Origin of the sequence: Actinocatenispora thailandica (assembly GCF_016865425.1) — a bacterium.
Lineage (GTDB): Bacteria > Actinomycetota > Actinomycetes > Mycobacteriales > Micromonosporaceae > Actinocatenispora > Actinocatenispora thailandica.
Map to the genome: position 1 here is coordinate 3,693,212 of NZ_AP023355.1, position 18,005 is coordinate 3,711,216.

The following is an 18,005-nucleotide window of genomic DNA, read 5'->3' on the forward strand; positions in this document are numbered from 1 at the left end:
GTCCCGTGGTCGGAACAGACTAGCCGTTGCCCTGCAGCACCCTGTGCACCAGCGCCGGTACGACGGCGCCGATCGGTGCGGCGAGCCGGCGCGCGGCGATCGCGTCGTACGGCGTCGGTTCGGCGTTGACGATCACGACCCGGGCGCCGGCCGCGGCGGCCAGGTCGACCAGGCCGGCGGCCGGGTGCACGGTCAGCGAGGTACCGATGGCGACGAACACGTCGGCCGCGACCGCGGCGGCGGTGGCGGTGGACAGCACCGAGGGGTCCAGGGGTTGGCCGAAGGCGATCGTCGCCGCTTTCAGCACGCCACCGCAGGCGGTACAGGCCGGGTCGGGGTCGCCGGACGCCACCCGGTCGAGCGCCTCGGTCATCGGCACCCGCCGACCGCACTGCAGGCATTCGACCTGGTAGAGCGTGCCGTGCAGTTCGATGACGCGGCTCGGATCGGCGCCGGCCCGCTGGTGCAGGCCGTCGATGTTCTGGGTGATCGTCGCCCACAGCCGGCCGGCGCGCTCCAGCTCCACCAGGGCGAGATGCGCGGCGTTCGGGGTGGCGTGCCAGGCCGGGTTGTCCCGGCGGGCCAGCCAGGCTCGGCGCCGGACGTCCTCGTCGGCGAGGTAGTCGGGCAGCGACACCAGCCCGGCCGCCTCCGGGTCGCGGGTCCAGACGCCGTCCGGCCCGCGGAAGTCCGGAATGCCGGACTCGGTGGAGATGCCGGCGCCGGTGAGCACGGTGATCCGGTCGGCGGCGCGGAGCCACTCCGCCGCCTCGTCGATCGCCGTACCACCCACATCCGGCCGCATCGACCCAGTCAACCACGCCCGCGCCGGCCGCGGCCCGGGTACCGGCGCCCGGCGGTGAGCGGCCGTCGGGCGCCGGCCCCGCTGCGGGCCCGCGATCGGCATCGGCCCTCGGGCGCCGGATCTCACCGGGCCCGCGCTCGGGCGGACCTGCCCGGGGCCGGCCGAGATCGGCGGTCAGAAGCCGAACCTCGCCAGGTAGGCGGCCAGGTCATCCGGGTCGTACCCGAGATAGCCGAGGTAGCCGTCCGGCCGGACCAGCACCAGCGTCGTCCGGTCGCCGGCCGCCCGGTACCCGGCGTGCGCGTGGCCCTCGACGTCGATCAGCGCGTCTCGCGCCGCGACGCCGGGACGCACCACCCGCCGCACCACGAGGCCCTCGCGCGCCGCCGGGACCGGTCCGGTGCCGAACGCCAGGATCGTCGCGTGCGGCCCGGCGAAGACGTCGAACAACCGCACCGGCGCGCCCTCGGCGTCCCGGCACGGCGCATCCGGCGCCCGGTCACCCGCCCGGGCGGCACCGTCGCCCTCCCGGCCGGTGCCGGCGGGTGCCACCGCGCCGGGCGGCAGGTCGAGGCCGGCCGCGTCGGCGGGGCGGCCGAACGCGCCGGCAGGTCGAGGTCGGTGACCGACAGTGGCGAGTCCGGGTAGCCGAGGGTCAGCTGGGCCAGTTCCGGGTCGTCCCGGCGCAGCGCGTCACGGTCGCCGGCGAGCCCCTTGTCGTGCAGTGCGGTCGAGATGCCGAGCACGCCCGCGGCCACCGGCAGCCGCTCGTGCTGGTAGCTGTCCAGCAGCGGCTCCGGCCCACCGGCCAGCACGCCGGCGAGCTTCCAGCCCAGGTTGTAGGCGTCCTGGATGCTGGTGTTCAGGCCCTGCCCGCCGGCCGGCGAGTGCACGTGCGCGGCGTCGCCGGCCAGCAGCACCCGCCCCACCCGGTACCGGTCGACCATCCGGATGTTCGCCCGCCACACCGAGGCCCAGACCACCTCGCCGAGGTCGAGTGCCACCCCGGCCCGCTCGGCGAACAGGGCGCGCACGCCGGCGGTGTCCGGCGTCGGTGTCTCGCCGCCCAGCAGCGGCGCCTGCAACTGGAACAGGTCGGTACCGCCGAGCGGGCACAGCCCGATGCCGGTGGCCGGCCCGTCGCCCCAGAAGTGCCAGTGCTCCCGGTCGAGGCCGGCGACGGGCAGGTCGGCCACGATGGACCGCTCCGCCTCGCGCGTCTCGCCGAGAAACCCGACGCCGAGCCCGGCCCGTACCGTGGAGCGACCGCCGTCCGTCCCGACCAGGTACCGCGCGGTGATCGTCTCGCCGCTGCCCAGTTCGGCGCGGACCGCGTCGTCGTCCTGGTCGAACCCGACCACCGCGGTGTCGTACTCGACGGTCCCACCGAGCTCGCGCAGCCGGTCGGTGAGGATCCGCACGGTGCGGGTCTGCGGCAGCATCCAGACGTTGGGGTAGGGCAGGTGCGGCGTCACCGCACGCTCCGGCGCCATCCGGCCCTCGTACAGCACCGTGTCGCCGCGGTAGGCGCGGATCGGCGGGTATGGCGAGCCGGCGGCGAACACCGCGTCGAGCACCCCGAGGTCCTCGAACACCTCCAGGGTGCGCGGTTGCAGCCCCTTGCCGCGCGATCCGGGGAACGGGCCGGGTCCGGCGTCGACGAGCCGGTACGGCACGCCGCGGCGGGCCAGCTCGATCGCCAGCGTCAGACCGGCCGGGCCGGCTCCCACGATCAGTACGTCCGGGTCGGTCATCGGGCACTCCCAGTTGGGTGAATATTGATTCAGTGAATTTAGATTCAGCATCTCCACTGCTAGGTTCCCTGTCAAGCCCGGGTGGGCGGTCCCACCGGGACGGCGACGGCTCGGCTCCGGAGGGGCGGCGATGGCTCGACGCAGTGCGGCACCCGCGGCCGGCAGCGCGGCGGGCGGCGGGCGGCGGGAACAGGCGGCCGCGACCGCGGCGGCGCTCAAGGCGGCCGCGGTGCGGGTGTTCGACGAGCGCGGCTACCTGAACACCAAGATCACCGACATCACCGCCGCGGCCGGCCGCTCCGCCGGCTCGTTCTACAACCACTTCACGGGCAAGGAAGCGCTGCTGGAGACGTTGCTCGCGGACATGCTCACGGCAAGCGACGAGCGGGTCGACCGGGAACACCCGTACGACCACGACCTGTCCGACCGGGACGTGCTGCGATGGCACGTCGCCGGCTTCTGGGAGGCGTTCCGGGACAACAAGCCGGTGTTCGTCGCCGTCACCCAGGCGGCGATGGTCGACGAGCACTTCGGCGCCCGGCTGGCGGACCTGATGTCGCCGGACCAGGGTGCCATACGCCGGCACCTGGAGCTGCTGGCAGACAAGGGATTCGCGCTGCCCGGCGAGCCGGCCGCGGTGGCGGTGGCGCTGACCGGAATGTGGTTCCAGTTCACCTACCGGCAGCTGGTCGGCGGCTTCCTGGGCGGCGTTCCGGAGCTGTCCGACGAGGCGGCGATCGACCTGCTGACCGAGTTCTCGTGGCGCGGACTGATCGGCGGGCAGCACCGGACGGCGCGCCCCGAAGGTGCGTAGGCTGGGCTCATGGAGCTGCCAGCCGGTCTCACCGCCCGGGTCGAGCTGACCGTCACCGACGCGGACACCGCGCAGACGCTGGGCTCCGGCGACGTGCCGGTGCTCGGCACCCCGCGGGTGCTCGCGCTCGCCGAGGCGGCCACCGTGCTCGCCACCACCTCCCGGTTGCCCTCCGGCACCACCACGGTCGGCACCTCCGTCCAGCTCACCCACCTGCGACCCACCCCGATCGGCGGTAAGGTCGTCGCGGTGGCCCGACTGTCCACAGTGGATGGCAAGCGGCTGCGGTTCGACGTGTCGGTGCGCGACGGCGAGGTCGAGGTCGCCACCGGTACGGTCGAACGGGTGCTGGTGGACCGGCGCCGGTTCGTCGCCGCGGCGCTGGGCGAGAGCACCGCCGCCAAGCCGGCATGAACCCGGCCTGGCAGCAGGTCGCCGACGGCGTGCACGTCTGGCGCTACCCGGTGCTCGACGTCAACGTGACCGCGGTGTCCGGCCACGATGCGACGCTGGTGGTCGACACGCTGTCGACACCGGCGCAGGCCGACCGGCTGCGGCGCGCGCTGGCCGAGCTGGCTCCGGGTCGGCTGGTGCTGGTCAACACGCACGCACACTTCGACCACTGCTTCGGCAACGCGACGCTCGCCGGGCCGGACACCGAGATCTGGGCGCACGAGGCGACCCGGCGCCGGCTGGCCGACCAGCCCGGGCAGGTCGTCGCCGAGGCCGCGGCACGGCACGCCGACGACGACCCCGAGTTGGCCGGCCTGGCCGCCGTCACGCCCCTGGCGCCCAACCGCACCGTGCACGAGCGCACCGTGCTCGACCTCGGCGGCCGGCGGGTGCAGCTGCGGTACGGCGGGCGCGGGCACACCGATGGCGACCTCGCGGTGCTCGTACCGGACGCCGGCGTGCTGGTGCTGGGCGACCTGCTGGAGGTGGACGCACCGCCGCAGTTCGGCGACGCGTACCCGATCAGCTGGCCAGCGACGCTCGCCCGGCTGTTGCGCGACGCGACCGGCCCGGTGGTGCCCGGCCACGGCGCGGTCGTCGACACCGGGTACGCGCGGCGACAGCGCGACGAGCTCGCCGAGCTGGCCGACCGGATCGCCGCCGGGTACGCCGCGGGTACGCCGGCCGAGCGGGTCGCCGCGGCCGGCCCGTTCGACCTGCCGACCCGGCGGGAGGCGGTCGCCCGCGGCTACGCCGAACTCGCCGGCTGACGGCAACCCGGGGGCCGCTGAGCACCCGCGTCGCACCGTGGCGCCAGGACGAGGTCCACGCGGCCGGGTGCTACCTGCCGAGGGTGCTCGATGCGGACCGGGCCGGGCGGCCCTGGGAGCTGTCGCTGCGCCTGGCTGCCCGGCAGCGGGTGCGAGACGGACCGATGCGAGTCGGTCGCGCAGCGTCGTGGTGGAAATCCCGGCGCCGGGCCGGCGGGGCGCGACGCTTCGGCCGACGTGGTGGACATCCCGGCGCCGGGCCGGCGGGGCGCGGACGCTTCGGCCGACGACGAACCGTCCCGGTTCTAGGCTCGCCGCATGATCGAGGGAACGGGGCGCACGGCGCCGGTGCTGGCGGCGGGCGTGACGGTGGTGCTCTGGGCGTCGGCGTTCGTGGCGATCCGGCACGTGGGCAGCCAGCTGAGCGCCGGGCCGCTGGCGCTGGGCCGGCTGGTGGTGGGCAGCGTCGTGCTCGGGGTACTGGTCGCCGGCCAGTCGCTGCGGCAGCGCGCCGCGGCGCGGCGAGCGTCGGCTCCGGCAGCCGAGCTGCGGGCACCCGCACCGGCCGCCGGCACCGGGGCAGCGGGGCGGCGCCGGAGCGCCGGCTGGCCGCGGGGCGGGGATGGCTCGGCGTGGTCGTGTGCGGGCTGGCCTGGTTCGGGATGTACAACGTGGCGCTGAACGCGGCGGAGCGGCGGGTGGACGCCGGGACCGCGGCGATGCTGGTCAACGTCGGACCGATCCTGCTGGCCGTGCTGGCCGGGGTGTTCCTGCGCGAGGGCTTCCCGCGGATGCTGGTGATCGGGGTGCTGGTGGCGTTCGCGGGCGTGCTGGTGATGGGGGTGGCGACCGCCCAGCCGGGTACCGGCGACCTGTCCGGGGTGCTGTTGTGCCTGCTCGCCGCGGTCGGCTACGCGGTCGGCGTGCTCAGCCAGAAACCGGTGCTCGCCACCACCTCGGCGTTGCGCACCACGTGGCTCGCCGCCACCGTCGGCGCGCTCGCCTGCCTGCCGTACGCCCCGCGGCTGGTGCACGAGCTGGCCGCGGCGCCGGTCGAGGCGGTGCTGTGGACCGTCTACCTGGGCGCGCTGCCGACCGCGCTGGCGTTCACCACCTGGGCGTACGCGCTGGCTCGCACCGGGGCGGCCCGGATGGGCGCGACGACCTACCTGGTACCGCCGGTCGCGGTGCTGCTGGGCTGGCTGCTGCTGGCCGAGACGCCGGCCGCGCTGGCGCTGGTCGGCGGCGCGATCTGCCTGGTCGGCGTCGCGATCACCCGCCGCACCCCACGCCACTCCCCCGTCCCGAGGACCGACCGTACCGAGGTGCCGGCGACGGACTGACCGCCGTGCGTCGGGCCGGCCCGGCAGAGCCGGAGCGCCGACGGCCACCGAGTACGACGGCCGCCGGCGCATCTGCCGGCGGTGGCGACCGACCGGGACGCACGGCGGTGGCGACCGACCGGGACGGTTGGGCACGGCGCTGGCGACCGACCGGGACGGTTGGGCACGGCGCTGGCGACCGGCCGGGACGGTTGGGCACGGCGCTGGCGACCGACCGGGTCAGTTGGGAACGACGGTGGCGGAGCGGCCGTGCAGTTCGCCGGCGCCGGCGACCTCGCGCAGCGCGGCCAGGCCGCGTTCGATCGCGGGCTGGCGCGCGCTCCCGCGGCGCACGCAGGTCAGGATCCGCCGGCGCGGCGCGTGGGTGCCGCGCAGCGGGATCCGGGCCACCGCGTCCTGTGCCGGCAGGTGCGTCATCCGCGGGATCAGCGACACGCCGAGGCCGCGACCGACCAGCGCGGCGACGGCGGTCCAGTCGGTGACGGTGTGCGCGATGTCCGGGGTGAAGCCGGCCGCGGCGCAGGCGACCAGGACCAGTTGCTGCTGGTGCGAGCGGGCCGGGTTGCCGACGATCCAGCGCTCGTCGGCCGCCTCGGCGAGTTCCACGTTGTCCCGGCCGGCGAGCGGGTGGTCGGCGGGCAGCAGCAGGTCCTGCATCTCGTCGAGCAGCCGGGCCAGGTCGAACTTGGCGTCCTCGACGCCGGCCGGCGCGTCCGGTGTCGGTACGACCACGGCGAGGTCGGCGTCGCCGGCGAGCACCAGGTCGTACCCCTCGGCGAGTTCCGCCTCGTCCACCCGCACCGCCATCTCGGGGTACCGGGCGCGCAGCAGCGCGGCGGCCGGCGCGAGCAGGCTGACGATCGCGGTGGGGAACCCGCAGAGACGCAGCTCACCGGACTGATCGTCGGCGTACTGCGAGATCTCCGTCACCACCCGCTCCCAGTCGGCGGCCAACTGGTCGGCGTGCCGGACCAGCACGCCGGCCGCCGCGGTCAGCACCACACCGCGCCCGGCGGGCTCCAGCAGGGGCACTCCCAGCTCCCGAGAAAGCTGCCTGACCTGCTGAGACACCGCCGACGGGGTGAGGTGCAGGGCGTGCGCCGCGGCGGTCACGCCACCGTGCTGGCCGATCATCCGGAGGACACCGACCCGGCGAATGTCGATCATGAAGGTACTCCTACACGGTCTCTTCAAATCTCGTTAATTGATTTTCAACGATAGTCGTCCCATTGTTGGAGCCGGCTGGACAACCACAGCCTGCCCTTCGGTTCCAAGGAACATCCATGAGCATCGAATGCCAGTACTGCCGCCGTCCCGAGCCGGGCACCTGCCAGGTCGTCTCCCGGCACACCACGTCCGAGGGCGTCGTGGTGTACGTCCGCTGCGCCTGCGGCACGTTGTCCCGGCACCTGGTCAGCAACGCCGAGCTGCGCTCCTGGTACCAGCCGAGCCGCCCGGCGCCGACCCCCACCCCGGCCCCGGTCACCGCGGCCTGACCGGCCTGTCGGTGGTCGGCCGTAGCCTGCGGCCATGACCGACCACCGAGACACCGTCCGGCGCTACTGGGCGAGCGCCGACACCCGCGACTGGGACGGCTTCGCCGCCGTGCTCGCCGACGACGTCCGCTACGAGCTGCCGCAGACCGGGGAGACCATCTCCGGCCGGGAACGCTACCTGCGCTTCAACCGCGAATACCCGGGCGACTGGCATCTCGTGGTGCGCGAGGTGCTGGCCGACGGTGACCGGGCGGTGAGTCGCACCCGGTTCACCGTCGGCGGCGAGACGCAGGACGCGATCACGTTCTTCGGGTTCGCGCCGGACGGCCGGATCGCCACCGTCCTCGACTACTGGCCGGAGCCCTACCAGGCGCCGGCCGGCCGGGAGCACCTGACCGGCTGACCGATCAGTCGGCCAGCCGAGCGTGGATGCCGACGAAGTGGTCGGCCATCGCGGCGGCGAACCGCTCGGGCCGGCCGGTGGTCAGCGCGGTGAGCAGATCCCGGTGCCAGCGCAGCGCGTCGGCCGGGCTGTAGCGGGGCCCGGGCAGCCGGGCGTCGACTCCGGCGAACGCCCGCCAGAACACGCTCACCAGGTCGAGCACCAGCTCGTTGCCGAGCGGTTCGTACAGCGCGCGGTGGAACGCCCAGTCCTCGTCCGGGAAGTACTCGCCGGCGTCGGCGCGGGCCCGCATCGCCTCCACGATGCCGGCCAGCTCGTCCGTGCCGTGCCGGCCGAAGTGCGTCACCACCTTCTCGGCCAGCCCGACCTCCAGCGCCTCCCGCACCTCCAGCACGTTGCGGACCTCGTGCAGGTCGCCGGCCATCGACTGGCGCATCCGGAAGGTCAGCCCGTCCTCCAGCGACTGCAGCCCGACCGACCCGACGTAGGTGCCGAAGCCGTGCCGGATCTCCACGATGCCGACGGCCTGCAGCGCCTTGAGCGCCTCCCGCAACGGATGCCGGCCGACCCCGAACAGCTCCATCAGCTCCGGTTCGGTCGGCAGCGGATCACCGGCGGTCAGCCCGCGGGTGAGGATCAGCGAGGTCATCTGTTCCCGGATGAACTCCTGCGTCCCGCTGCTGCGTCGGGGCCGGCCGGTCGGCGCGGCGGTACTCACTGGTGGGTCTCCTCACGACGGGGCGAGCGCACCGACACGGCCGAGCGGCTCGGGCGGACGACGCGTCACCGCGATGTTACTGCCGGGCTGGGGCGAGGCCGGCGCGTGCCAGCAGTGCGGCGACGCCGGCGATCTCTGCCGCGTCCAGCGGGACGGACGGGAACGCGGTGACCGGGCAGTCGAGCACGCCGAGCAGGTACAGCGCGGCCTTGAACGCGCCGAGCGCGGCGGAGCTGGCGCCCATCCGGGCCCGGTCGGGCACGGCCACGATCTCGAACAGCCGGATCAGCCGGTCCTGCTCGGCCCGCGCCGCGTCGTGGTCACCGGCCCGGCTCGCCGCGGCGATCCGGACGTACCCCGCCGGGTCCACGTTGCCCAGGCCGGGGACCACCCCGTCCACGCCGTACGCCAGCGCCGAGTCGACGCTGGTCTCGGAGCCGGTCATCACGGTGAAGTCGGTCAGCCCGGCGTCCTGGCGGTCCAGTACCACCCGGCGCAGGCTGCCGTCCTGGCCGCTGGAGTCCTTGACGCCGGCCAGCACCCCGCGCCGGCCGAGATCGATCAGCAGTTCGGCCGGCAGCTTGGTGCCGACCCGCGCCGGAATGTCGTACGCGTACAGCGGCAGGTCACCGGCGGCGGCGGCGAGGTGGACGAAGTGTCGGTCGATCTCCGCCGGGTGCGTCGCGGCGTAGAACGGTGCGGTGGCCACGACACCGTCCGCCCCGGCCGCCACCGCGGCGGCCACGTGTGCCGCGGCGCGGGCGGTGGACGCGTCGACCGCACCGGCCAGCACCGGCACCGCGCCGGCCACCTCCGCCACGGTCACCGCCAGTACGGTGCGGCGCTGGTCGTCGGTGAGGAAGGTGCCCTCGCCGGAGGTGCCGAGGACGAAGACTCCGGTCACCCCGGCGGACAGCTGGTGGGCGATCAGGCGGGCCAACGACTCCGTGTCGATCTCCTGGTCTGCGGTCAGCGGCGTGACGAGCGGCGGTACCACGCCCGCCAGGCGGGGGTGTCGCGTGCTGGACAAGTGTGCTCCCTGCTTCTCGAAGGTCATCGCTTCTCGGCGGTCCTGCTTCTCGACGGCCATCGCCTCTCGTCGGTCGTCGCTTCTGGACGGTGGGGGCCGCTCGGCGGTCGTCGGGTCGGGCGGTCAGCACCTCGCGGGATCGAAGGTGGCGAACCGCAGCGCGGCGAACGAGGAGGTCTCGCCGGACTCGTACAGCGCGCCGACCCGGCCGTCGGGCAGTGCCACCAGGTCGGAGTAGCCGGCCATCCCGGCGTGCAGCACCAGCTCCGGCCGCCAGCTCGCACCGCCGTCGTCGCTGCCGAACACGGTCAGTTCGCGCCGGATCCGCGGATCGGCCGGGGTGGTCGCGAGCAGCCGGTCGCCGACGGCGAGCACGCTGCCCTGGACGCCGGGTGCGGTGATCCCAGCGATCCCCGCGTACGGCGCGGTCAGGTGCTCACCGCCGTCGGCCGACCAGGCGTGCACCCGGGCCGGCCCGGTACCACGGTGGTTGCGGGCGGTGAAGTACAGCCGTCCGTCGGGCAGTTCGGCGACGGCGGTCTCGTTGGCGTTGATCGCCGGGCCGTCGTTGTCGTCGACGAATCCGAGCCGCCAGGTGCGCCCGCCGTCGTCGCTGAGGATGCAGTGCCCGCCGCTGTAGCGCACCGGCTCGACCCCGGGCGGCGGGAGCCGGGAGTGGTTGGCGGGCACCACGATCCGGCCCGGGTGGCGGCCGTGCGTGAGCGCGATCGCGTGGCACGGCCCGGTGGCGTACCAGCCCCAGCCGACCGGTTTGACCTGCGCGGTGATCTCCTCGGGCGGGGAGAAGCCGACGCCGTCGCGGCTGCGCTGCACGTACACCCGGCGCCCGGTGTCGGGGTCGGTGCCGCGGGTGGCGGCTGCCTCGTCGGTGTCGGCGCCGTTCTGCACGGTCACCAGCACCAGGTCGCCGGAGCCGGGGTCGACGACCGGGGTGGGGTTGCCGCAGGTCCTGCCCGGTACCGAGGACAGCACGGCCAGCTCGCCCCAGCTGTGGCCGCCGTCGTACGAGCGGCGCAGCACGACGTCGATCTCGCCGGCGTCGCCCGACCCGTACCGGCGGCCCTCGCAGAACGCGAACAGGACGCCACCGCGGGCGACGATCGCGGGGATCCGGAACGTGTGGTAGCCGCTGTCGCGCGGGTCGAACACGATTCGCGCGGTACCGAGTCTTGAAGACATAGGACGTACTATGTCATGGTGAGGCCGCGCACATCAATCGGCGGACGCCGATCACCTCCCGTGCGCTCCCGGTTCGGAGGACGACCTCACATGCAGCCGATCAGCAGAAGAACTCTCCTCGGTGGCGGCCTCGCCGCCACCGCCGTCGCGGTCACCGGCACTCCCCTGCTGACCGCCTGCAGCTCCGGCGGTGCGGACACCGCCGCGGCGAACCTCGCCGTCAAACTGCCCGACCACCAGCCCTACCACGGCGTCACACCCGACCTGCCCGGCACCGACACGGTGCTCGCCGGCTTCCTGAAGTACCCGGCGGATCCGGTCCGGGCGATTCACGACAAGCCCGGCGACGGCAAGCCGATCTCGTTCTTGACCAACATCCCCGGCGCGATCCCGCCGGCGGCGAACCGCAACGCGTTCTGGCGGGCGATGAACGACCGACTCGGCTCCGACCTGTCGATCAGCATGGCCTCCAACGACGAGTACCCGAAGAAGTTCGCCACCCGGATCGCCGGCGGCGACCTGCCGGACGTGCTCAACATCCCGCCGGCCACCACCCCGGAACTGCCGGCGCTGCTGAAGGCGAAGTGCCGCAACCTGACCGAGCAGCTGTCCGGCGACGCGGTGCACAAGTACCCGTTCCTGGCGAACATCCCGACCGAGTACTGGAAGGGCTGCGTGTTCAACGGCGGCATCTACGGGGTGCCGGTGCCGCGCGGGATGTCTCGCACCTCGCTCCCGTTGTACCGGGCGGATCTGCTGGCGGCCAAGGGAATCAAGGACCCGGCGCCGAAGAACTTCGCCGAGTTCCTGGACCTGTGCAAGGAGATGACCGACCCGAAGCGGCACCGCTGGGCGTGGACCAAGGCGCCGACGGCGTACGTCCGGCAGATGCTCGGCATGGCGAACGTGTGGACCCGTTCCGGCGGGACGTTCACCGCCATGTACGAGCAGGAGCAGAACGCCGACGCGCTGGAGGCGACGCGCAAGCTGGTCGCCGCCGGCGTGGTCAACCCCGATGCGTTCGGCGACAAGGCGAGCGCCCGCAAGCAGTGGTTCAACGGCGGCATCGCCGTCTTCGACCTGGACAGCTTCGTCGCCTGGAACCAGTACTACGCGGAGAACACCGCCGGCGACGCGTTCTCGGTCGACATGCTCGACGTGCCCGGCTTCGACGGCGGGCTGGGCAAGCCGTGGATGGGCGCGGCGCTCAACAACGTCACCGCGTTCAGCTCCGACTCGAAGCACTCCACCGAGACGCTGCTGGCGCTCGCCAACTGGATGGCGGCACCGTTCGGCACCGAGGAGTACCTGTTCCGCAAGTACGGGCTGGCCGGCCGGCACTACACGCTGCACGGCTCCGATCCGATCCCGACCAAGGTCGGCGTCGTCGAGACCGGCATCGGCCTGCAGTACATCTGCGACTCGGAACTGGCCCTGTACTACGCCGGCAAGCCCGAGGTGCCGCAGCGCCAGCACCGGATCCAGGCGAAGATCGCGGACCGGCTGGTCTACGACGCCTCGTACGGCCTGTACTCCGAGACCATGTCGCGCAAGTGGGCGCAGCTGTACGCGGTCATGACCGACGTGGAGAACCAGATCGTGCAGGGAAAGAAGCCGGTGTCGGCGTGGAAGTCGGCGGTCAAGACGTTCCTGTCCTCCGGCGGCGACGCGATGAAGTCCGAGCTGGCGAAGGCGTACGCCGAGATGGCGAAGCGGTGAGCCGGCGGACCGCGCTGCCGACCGCACCGCCGGGCCGGCTCGCCGCGCGGCGGCCGGACACCGTGCCGCTCGACCGCGCCACCGGCGCTCGGCGCCGGCCCGGGCTGGGCCGCCGGCTGCTGCGCGACCGGGTACTGCTGCTGTTCGCGCTGCCGGGCATCGCGCTGATCCTCGGCTTCCACTACCTGCCGCTGCTGGGCAACGTCATCGCGTTCCAGGACTACCAGCCGTTCCTGGGCATCCGCGGCAGTACCTGGACGGGCCTGACCAACTTCGCGGTCATCGTCGACGGCGACCCGGCGTTCCTGCGCGCCCTGGCCAACACGCTGATCCTCACCGTGCTGCAGGCGGTCTTCGTGTTCCCGGCGCCGATCCTGCTCGCGCTGCTGATGAACTCGCTGTTCTCGGAGCGGATAAAGCGGATCGCGCAGAGCATCCTGTACCTGCCGCACTTCATGTCCTGGGTGATCGTGGTCGCGCTGTTCCAGCAGATGCTCGGCGGCAGCGGCCTGCTCAACAACTACCTGCGCGCGCACGACCTCGGCACGATCGACATCATCGGCAACTCGGAGCTGTTCCGGGTGCTGCTGACCTCGCAGGTGATCTGGAAGGACACCGGCTGGGCGACGATCCTGTTCCTCGCCGCGCTGTCCACCATCGACTCCCAGCTGTACGAAGCGGCCAGCGTGGACGGCGCGAGCCGCTGGCGGCAGCTGTGGCACGTCACGCTGCCCGGCCTGCGCGGCATCATCATCCTGCTGTTCATCCTGCGGCTCGGCGACTCGCTGACGGTGGGCTTCGAGCAGATCATCCTGCAGCAGCAGGCGGTCGGCCGCGACGTCAGCGAGGTACTCGACACGTACGTCTACAACAACGGTGTGGTCGGCGGCGCCTGGGGCGTCGCGGCCGCCGTGGGTCTGGTGAAGGGGCTGGTCGGCGTGGTGCTGGTACTGGTCGCGAACAAGGTGGCGCACATCTTCGGCGAGGACGGGGTGTACAGCCGGTGAGCCGCCGGATCGTCAACGGGGTACCGGCGCCGTCCTGGCCGATGCGGGTGGCGAAGGGCGTGGTGCTCGCGGTGTTCTGCGCGGCGGTGGTGGTGCCGTTCGTCGGCGTGGTCGCCACCAGCGTCGCACCGGACCGGCAGATCAACGAGGCCGGCGGGCTGGTGCTCATCCCGCACTCGATCAGCCTGGACGCGTACCGGTCACTGTTCGCCGGCGGCGTGGTCACCCGGGCGCTGCTGATCAGCGTGCTGGTCACGGTCGTGGGTACGCTGCTGAGCCTCACCGTCTCCGGGCTCCTCGCGTACGCGCTGTCCCGGCCCGGCTTCGTGGCCCGCCGGCCGCTGCTGCTGATCGTGCTGTTCAGCATGCTGTTCACGCCCGGGATGATCCCGCTGTACCTGGTGGTCAAGCAGGCCGGGCTGCTGAACAGCATCTGGGCGCTGATCGTGCCGACGATGGTCAACGCGTTCAACGTGATCGTGCTGCGGGCCTTCTTCGCCAACCTGCCGGGCGAGCTGATCGAGAGCGCCCGCATCGACGGTGCCGGCGAACTGCGTACCTTCACCAGGATCGTGCTGCCGCTGTCCAAGGCGGTGCTGTCGGTGATCGGGCTGTTCTACGCGGTGAGCTACTGGAACGCGTTCTTCGCCGCCCTGCTGTACCTGGACGACAGCCGGCTCTGGCCGCTGCAGCTGGTGCTGCGCACCTACGTCATCAACGACACCCAGCTGGGCAGTGCCGAACTGGGCACCGAGCGGCTGCCGCCGCAGGCGGCGATCCAGATGGCCATCCTGGTGGTGTCCATCGTGCCGATCCTGCTCGTCTACCCGTTCCTGCAGCGCCACTTCACCAAGGGGGTGCTCACCGGCGCCGTCAAGGGCTGAGGCGCCGGCGCCGTCAAGGGCTGGGGCGCCGGCGTCGTCAGGGCTGGGGCGGGCCGGCCGGCCGCACGAACGCCGGTGCGGGCGACCGGCCCGGATCAGTGGTACTGGTAGGCGCCGGCGTCGCGGGGGCCGGACAGTTCGGTACCGTCCAGGTCCCACTGCAACGCGTCGGCGTACTGGCTGTCCGGCGCCACGCCGAGGCCGATGGCCGGGCTCGCCGCGGTCAGGTGCAGGTCGGGCGTCGCCTTGCTGACCCAGCCCACGTCGTCGGTGCGCACGTCGTGGGGGCCGGCGGTGAACTGCCACGCCGTCTCCGGGTACGAGGTGTCGTACACGTCGTTGTCCTCGTCGGCGCCCGCGCCGTCCTCGTATCCGGGCTTCCACCACACCGAGAAGACGTTGTTGCGCAGCTTCAGCACGTCCGCCGAGCATCCCGCGTCGCAGACCCAACCCTCACTGAGCCCACGCCCGGTCGCCGGGTCGTACCCGGACTGCGGCAGGTAGACCGAGTTGTCGTACGCCTGGGTGCCGAGCACCGGCCCCAGGTTGGTGTCGCCGGCACCCCGGGTCACCAGGAACGCGGCGCGCGGCTTCGTCGAGGTCACGCGGTTGTAGCCGAACATGTTGTCGCTGGCGGTGCCGCCCGGTTGGTGCCCGAGTTCGGTGAACGTCTCGTTGTCGACGCTGACGTTGTAGGTCACCGTGTTGCGGTCCCCGCCGTACACCTCGACGGCCGCCCCGTCGTACGTGTAGTCGTCGCTGTCGGCGAAGCTGCCGCTGATGGTGTTGCGGGTGACCAGGTTGTCGTCGCCGTTGAGCAGCACGCCGAACGCGCCGGAGTCGTTGTCCGGTGCCGGGTCGTTCACGCTCATCTTGTCGTTGTCGATCAGCTGGCTCCACTGCACGGCGTTGAACGCAGCGGTGTCCATGATGGACACTCCAACCACGTTGTGGCTGGCCAGCACCGAGTCGACGAGGTCGTGCTGGCCGTGCGTGCCGGCCGCCGAGTTCGCCTTGCCCAGCTCGAAACCGGCCCAGCCGCAGCCGGTCGCCTCGATCTCGGTCACCACCCACCAGTTGCCCTCGACCGCGACGCAGGTGTCACCACCGGTGATCACCGGCCGCGCACCGTCCCCGTACGACCCGACCGTGATCGGGGCGCCGTCCACACCGTCGGAGGACAGCGTCAGGGTGCCGGTCCACGTCTGGTTCTTCTTGAACTCGATCGTGTCGCCCGGCGCGAAGCCGCGCCCGTTCACCTTCCCGAGGGTCTGCCAGGCGGCGTCCGGCGAGGTGCCCGCGTTGCTGTCGGCACCGCCGGTCGCGTCCACGTAGTACGTCGTCGGGGTGGCGCCGGCGCGGGCCGGGCCCGCCGTCCCGGCGCCCGGTGCCGCAAGGACCAGCCCGCCCGCCAGCGCGCCGGCCGCCGCCACGCGGCCGATTCTTCGGTACCGTCTGGATCCCGCCATCGCCACTCCCCTGCTCGGTGCAGATCGACAGGCGAATGCTAGATCATCTCGTTTGTTCGGCGTCGTCCCGTTTCGGATGGTAGGCAGACTGCCGTCCGCGCGGTAACCGGCGCGGCGGTCACCAGGCGGCGCGCTGGACGACGGGCTTGGTGAGCAGCGCGGACTCGGCCGGCTTGGGCCGCGGGTCGATGGAGCGCTCCACGAAGATCGCGTGCCAGACGCAGAACACCAGGACGGTCCACACCTTGCGGCTGTTGTCGGCCTCGCCCTTGCGGTGCGCGTCGAGCAGCTTGCGCACGTACCCGAGGTCGATCAGCGCGCCGGCGCCGGAGCGGGCCAGGATGTTCGCCGCCCACTCGTACATGTCCTGCTTGAGCCAGACCCGGGTGGGCGTCGGGAAACCCCACTTGCGGCGGTTGACGATGGCCGGCGGCACGATGTTGCGCATCGCCTGGCGCAGGGCGAACTTGGTGTGGTTGCCGCGCAGCGTGACCTTCTGCTCGGTCGGGATGGTCGCCGCGAGCTCGAACACCGCCGGGTCCAGGAACGGCACCCGCACCTCCAGCGAGTGCGCCATCGACATCCGGTCGGCCTTGACCAGGATGTCGCCCCGCAGCCAGGTGTACAGGTCGATGTACTGCATCCTGGTGACCTCGTCGAGATGCGCGCACTCCGCGTACAGCGGGGCGGTGACGTCGGTGTAGGCCACCGACGGGTCGTAGTGGCGCATCAGCACCTGCTTCTCCGCCTCGGAGAAGATCCGGGCGTTGCCGTAGTAGCGCTGCTCCAGCGGCACCGTGCCCCGGTCGATGAAACTCTTGCCCTTCACCCCCTCCGGCATCACGTTGGCCACCGACTTGAGTCCCCGCTTGATGCCGTCGGGCATCGAGGCGATCGAGTGCAGCGACAGCGGCTCGCGGTAGATCGTGTAGCCGCCGAAGAACTCGTCCGCACCCTCGCCGGACAGCACCGCGGTGACGTGCTGCGCGGCGGTGCGGTTGACGAAGTACAGCGGGACCAGCGCCGGGTCGGCCACCGGGTCGTCCAGGTGCCAGACGATCCGCGGCAGCGCCTCCATCATGTCCTGCGGGCCGATCTTGGTGGGGATCAGCTGCACGCCGAGGTGCTGGGCGGAGTCGGCGGCCACGTCGATCTCGGAGTAGCCGGGCACGTCGTAGCCAACGGTGAAGGTCAGCACGTTCGGGTTGAACTCGCGGGCCAGCGCCACCACCGCGGTCGAGTCGATGCCCGACGACAGCAGGCAGCCCAGCGGCACCTCGGAGCGCATGTGCAGCCGCACCGACTCGCGCAGGGCATCCTCGATCTTCTTGTACAGCGCCTGCTCGTCGGAGACCGGCGACGGGCGGAAGTCGGCCCGGTAGTACCGGGACAGCTGCACCGGCTCCCCCGGCCGGTAGGTGAACGCCTGCCCGCACTCGACCCGGCTGATGCCCAGGTGCATCGTGCTCGGCTCCGGCACGTACTGCAGGGTCAGGTAGTGCGAGAGGTTGGCGTGGTCGATGCCGTTGTTGCCGGCGTTGGCCGACGCCGCGAACGGCATCAGCGCCTTCTTCTCGCTGGACAGGTAGAGCCCGTCCGCGGTGAGCAGGTAGTGCAGCGGCTTGATGCCGAACGGGTCGCGGGCGCCGACCGCGCGGCGCTCCACCTTGTCCCAGATCACGAACGCGAACATGCCGCGCAGCCGGCGCAGCGCGGTCTCCAGGCCCCAGTGGTGGTACGCGGCGAGGATCACCTCGCCGTCGCCGTCGGTCTCGAACTTCGCGCCGCACTCCTGGCGCAGCTGCTCGCGCAGTTCGAGGTAGTTGTAGATCTCACCGTTGAAGGTGAGCAGGTAGCGGTCGAGGTAGCGCAGCGGCTGGTGGCTGTGCGCCACGTCGATGAACGCGAGCCGCTTGAACCCGCACACCACGTCGCCGCCGGGCGAGTCGCCGAACGTCTCCACGCCGGTGTCGTCCGGACCGCGATGGTGCAGGTTCTCCAGCGCGTCGGCAATGTGGTCGCGATGCACGCCGGCGATGCCGTGGGCGCTGACGAAGGTGAGCAGTCCGCACATGGACGCCATCTTTTCACGCGCCCGGCCGGCGGCGCCGACTCACCGCCGGACGACCCGGCCGGGACC

The 18,005-nt window shown here is 72.5% G+C and carries 18 protein-coding genes and 1 pseudogene; 10 read left to right on the forward strand and 9 right to left on the reverse strand.

Features of this window, described 5'->3' with window-relative positions:
• Nucleotides 1–19: 19 nt before the first annotated feature.
• From Athai_RS16440 to Athai_RS16450, 3 genes and pseudogenes are all read right to left on the reverse strand, one after another.
• On the reverse strand, nucleotides 20–805 hold the full coding sequence (locus tag Athai_RS16440; protein WP_203962291.1) for an SIR2 family NAD-dependent protein deacylase: 786 nt from the start codon (nucleotides 803–805) through the stop codon (nucleotides 20–22).
• Between the two features lie 174 nt (nucleotides 806–979).
• Nucleotides 980–1,357: an aromatic-ring hydroxylase C-terminal domain-containing protein gene (locus Athai_RS35100; protein ID WP_338028146.1), complete on the reverse strand. Its 378-nt coding sequence runs from the start codon at nucleotides 1,355–1,357 to the stop codon at nucleotides 980–982.
• Nucleotides 1,358–1,377: 20 nt separating this feature from the next.
• Nucleotides 1,378–2,610 (reverse strand): annotated as a pseudogene (locus Athai_RS16450) (FAD-dependent monooxygenase); the annotation flags it as partial.
• A gap of 79 nt (nucleotides 2,611–2,689) precedes the next feature.
• Here Athai_RS16450 and Athai_RS16455 point away from each other — a divergent pair.
• The 5 genes from Athai_RS16455 (at nucleotide 2,690) to Athai_RS34170 (ending at nucleotide 5,939) form a co-directional block, all read left to right on the forward strand.
• Complete coding sequence (locus tag Athai_RS16455) at nucleotides 2,690–3,373, forward strand: TetR/AcrR family transcriptional regulator (RefSeq protein WP_203962294.1); 684 nt, start codon at nucleotides 2,690–2,692, stop codon at nucleotides 3,371–3,373.
• A 9-nt stretch (nucleotides 3,374–3,382) separates the two neighbouring features.
• Nucleotides 3,383–3,787, forward strand: a complete 405-nt coding sequence (locus tag Athai_RS16460) for a thioesterase family protein (RefSeq protein WP_203962295.1) — start codon at nucleotides 3,383–3,385, stop codon at nucleotides 3,785–3,787.
• Complete coding sequence (locus Athai_RS16465) at nucleotides 3,784–4,596, forward strand: MBL fold metallo-hydrolase (RefSeq protein ID WP_203962296.1); 813 nt, start codon at nucleotides 3,784–3,786, stop codon at nucleotides 4,594–4,596. Before Athai_RS16460 ends, Athai_RS16465 begins: the two co-directional genes overlap by 4 nt.
• Nucleotides 4,597–4,914: 318 nt before the next feature.
• Nucleotides 4,915–5,277 (forward strand): hypothetical protein, encoded by a 363-nt coding sequence (locus tag Athai_RS34165; RefSeq protein WP_239156977.1) that lies wholly within the window; start codon nucleotides 4,915–4,917, stop codon nucleotides 5,275–5,277.
• Entirely contained in the window at nucleotides 5,229–5,939 is a 711-nt protein-coding gene (locus Athai_RS34170) for a DMT family transporter (protein ID WP_239156978.1), read from the forward strand. The genes Athai_RS34165 and Athai_RS34170 overlap by 49 nt, the downstream gene beginning before the upstream one ends.
• Before the next feature lie 219 nt (nucleotides 5,940–6,158).
• On the opposite strand, the gene Athai_RS16475 is transcribed toward Athai_RS34170, so the two are convergent.
• Entirely contained in the window at nucleotides 6,159–7,106 is a 948-nt protein-coding gene (locus Athai_RS16475; protein ID WP_203962297.1) for a LysR family transcriptional regulator, read from the reverse strand.
• Between the two features lie 116 nt (nucleotides 7,107–7,222).
• Between Athai_RS16475 and Athai_RS16480 the strand changes: the two genes are divergently transcribed.
• On the forward strand, nucleotides 7,223–7,435 hold the full coding sequence (locus tag Athai_RS16480) for a hypothetical protein (RefSeq protein ID WP_203962298.1): 213 nt from the start codon (nucleotides 7,223–7,225) through the stop codon (nucleotides 7,433–7,435).
• A gap of 34 nt (nucleotides 7,436–7,469) precedes the next feature.
• Nucleotides 7,470–7,838, forward strand: coding sequence for a nuclear transport factor 2 family protein (locus Athai_RS16485; RefSeq protein WP_203962299.1), 369 nt, complete (start codon nucleotides 7,470–7,472; stop codon nucleotides 7,836–7,838).
• A gap of 4 nt (nucleotides 7,839–7,842) precedes the next feature.
• Here the strand turns inward: Athai_RS16485 and Athai_RS16490 are convergent, their stop codons facing one another.
• The 3 genes from Athai_RS16490 to Athai_RS16500 form a co-directional block, all read right to left on the reverse strand.
• Nucleotides 7,843–8,556 carry a FadR/GntR family transcriptional regulator gene (locus Athai_RS16490; RefSeq protein ID WP_203962300.1) on the reverse strand — a complete coding sequence of 238 codons (714 nt, stop codon included), beginning with the start codon at nucleotides 8,554–8,556 and terminating at the stop codon, nucleotides 7,843–7,845.
• Nucleotides 8,557–8,632: 76 nt separating this feature from the next.
• The gene (locus Athai_RS16495; protein ID WP_239156979.1) at nucleotides 8,633–9,586 is read right to left on the reverse strand and encodes a dihydrodipicolinate synthase family protein; all 954 of its coding nucleotides are present in this window, start codon (nucleotides 9,584–9,586) and stop codon (nucleotides 8,633–8,635) included.
• Nucleotides 9,587–9,709: 123 nt separating this feature from the next.
• Entirely contained in the window at nucleotides 9,710–10,786 is a 1,077-nt protein-coding gene (locus Athai_RS16500) for a sialidase family protein (RefSeq protein ID WP_203962301.1), read from the reverse strand.
• A gap of 90 nt (nucleotides 10,787–10,876) precedes the next feature.
• Here Athai_RS16500 and Athai_RS16505 point away from each other — a divergent pair, with 90 nt between their 5' ends.
• From Athai_RS16505 to Athai_RS16515, 3 genes are read left to right on the forward strand one after another with little or no spacing between them, the layout of a single operon-like run.
• On the forward strand, nucleotides 10,877–12,505 hold the full coding sequence (locus Athai_RS16505) for a type 2 periplasmic-binding domain-containing protein (RefSeq protein WP_203962302.1): 1,629 nt from the start codon (nucleotides 10,877–10,879) through the stop codon (nucleotides 12,503–12,505).
• Entirely contained in the window at nucleotides 12,502–13,512 is a 1,011-nt protein-coding gene (locus Athai_RS16510; RefSeq protein WP_239156980.1) for an ABC transporter permease, read from the forward strand. The genes Athai_RS16505 and Athai_RS16510 overlap by 4 nt, the downstream gene beginning before the upstream one ends.
• Nucleotides 13,509–14,396, forward strand: a complete 888-nt coding sequence (locus Athai_RS16515; protein ID WP_239156981.1) for a carbohydrate ABC transporter permease — start codon at nucleotides 13,509–13,511, stop codon at nucleotides 14,394–14,396. The genes Athai_RS16510 and Athai_RS16515 overlap by 4 nt, the downstream gene beginning before the upstream one ends.
• A 95-nt stretch (nucleotides 14,397–14,491) precedes the next feature.
• On the opposite strand, the gene Athai_RS16520 is transcribed toward Athai_RS16515, so the two are convergent.
• Together Athai_RS16520 and asnB are read right to left on the reverse strand one after the other, a co-directional pair.
• Complete coding sequence (locus Athai_RS16520; protein WP_203962303.1) at nucleotides 14,492–15,829, reverse strand: hypothetical protein; 1,338 nt, start codon at nucleotides 15,827–15,829, stop codon at nucleotides 14,492–14,494.
• A gap of 154 nt (nucleotides 15,830–15,983) precedes the next feature.
• A complete protein-coding gene (asnB, locus tag Athai_RS16525; protein WP_203962304.1) occupies nucleotides 15,984–17,939 on the reverse strand; it encodes an asparagine synthase (glutamine-hydrolyzing) in 1,956 nt (651 codons plus the stop codon).
• Nucleotides 17,940–18,005 lie beyond the last annotated feature (66 nt).

Bases quoted from the DNA above. Each gene is read 5' to 3' on its own strand.
- Athai_RS16440 (WP_203962291.1), bottom strand. From the start codon at position 805: ATGCGGCCGGATGTGGGTGGTACGGCGATCGACGAGGCGGCGGAGTGG.
- Athai_RS16455 (WP_203962294.1), top strand. From the start codon at position 2,690: ATGGCTCGACGCAGTGCGGCACCCGCGGCCGGCAGCGCGGCGGGCGGC.
- Athai_RS16460 (WP_203962295.1), top strand. From the start codon at position 3,383: ATGGAGCTGCCAGCCGGTCTCACCGCCCGGGTCGAGCTGACCGTCACC.
- Athai_RS16465 (WP_203962296.1), top strand. From the start codon at position 3,784: ATGAACCCGGCCTGGCAGCAGGTCGCCGACGGCGTGCACGTCTGGCGC.
- Athai_RS34165 (WP_239156977.1), top strand. From the start codon at position 4,915: ATGATCGAGGGAACGGGGCGCACGGCGCCGGTGCTGGCGGCGGGCGTG.
- Athai_RS16475 (WP_203962297.1), bottom strand. From the start codon at position 7,106: ATGATCGACATTCGCCGGGTCGGTGTCCTCCGGATGATCGGCCAGCAC.
- Athai_RS16480 (WP_203962298.1), top strand. From the start codon at position 7,223: ATGAGCATCGAATGCCAGTACTGCCGCCGTCCCGAGCCGGGCACCTGC.
- Athai_RS16485 (WP_203962299.1), top strand. From the start codon at position 7,470: ATGACCGACCACCGAGACACCGTCCGGCGCTACTGGGCGAGCGCCGAC.
- Athai_RS16500 (WP_203962301.1), bottom strand. From the start codon at position 10,786: ATGTCTTCAAGACTCGGTACCGCGCGAATCGTGTTCGACCCGCGCGAC.
- Athai_RS16505 (WP_203962302.1), top strand. From the start codon at position 10,877: ATGCAGCCGATCAGCAGAAGAACTCTCCTCGGTGGCGGCCTCGCCGCC.
- asnB (WP_203962304.1), bottom strand. From the start codon at position 17,939: ATGTGCGGACTGCTCACCTTCGTCAGCGCCCACGGCATCGCCGGCGTG.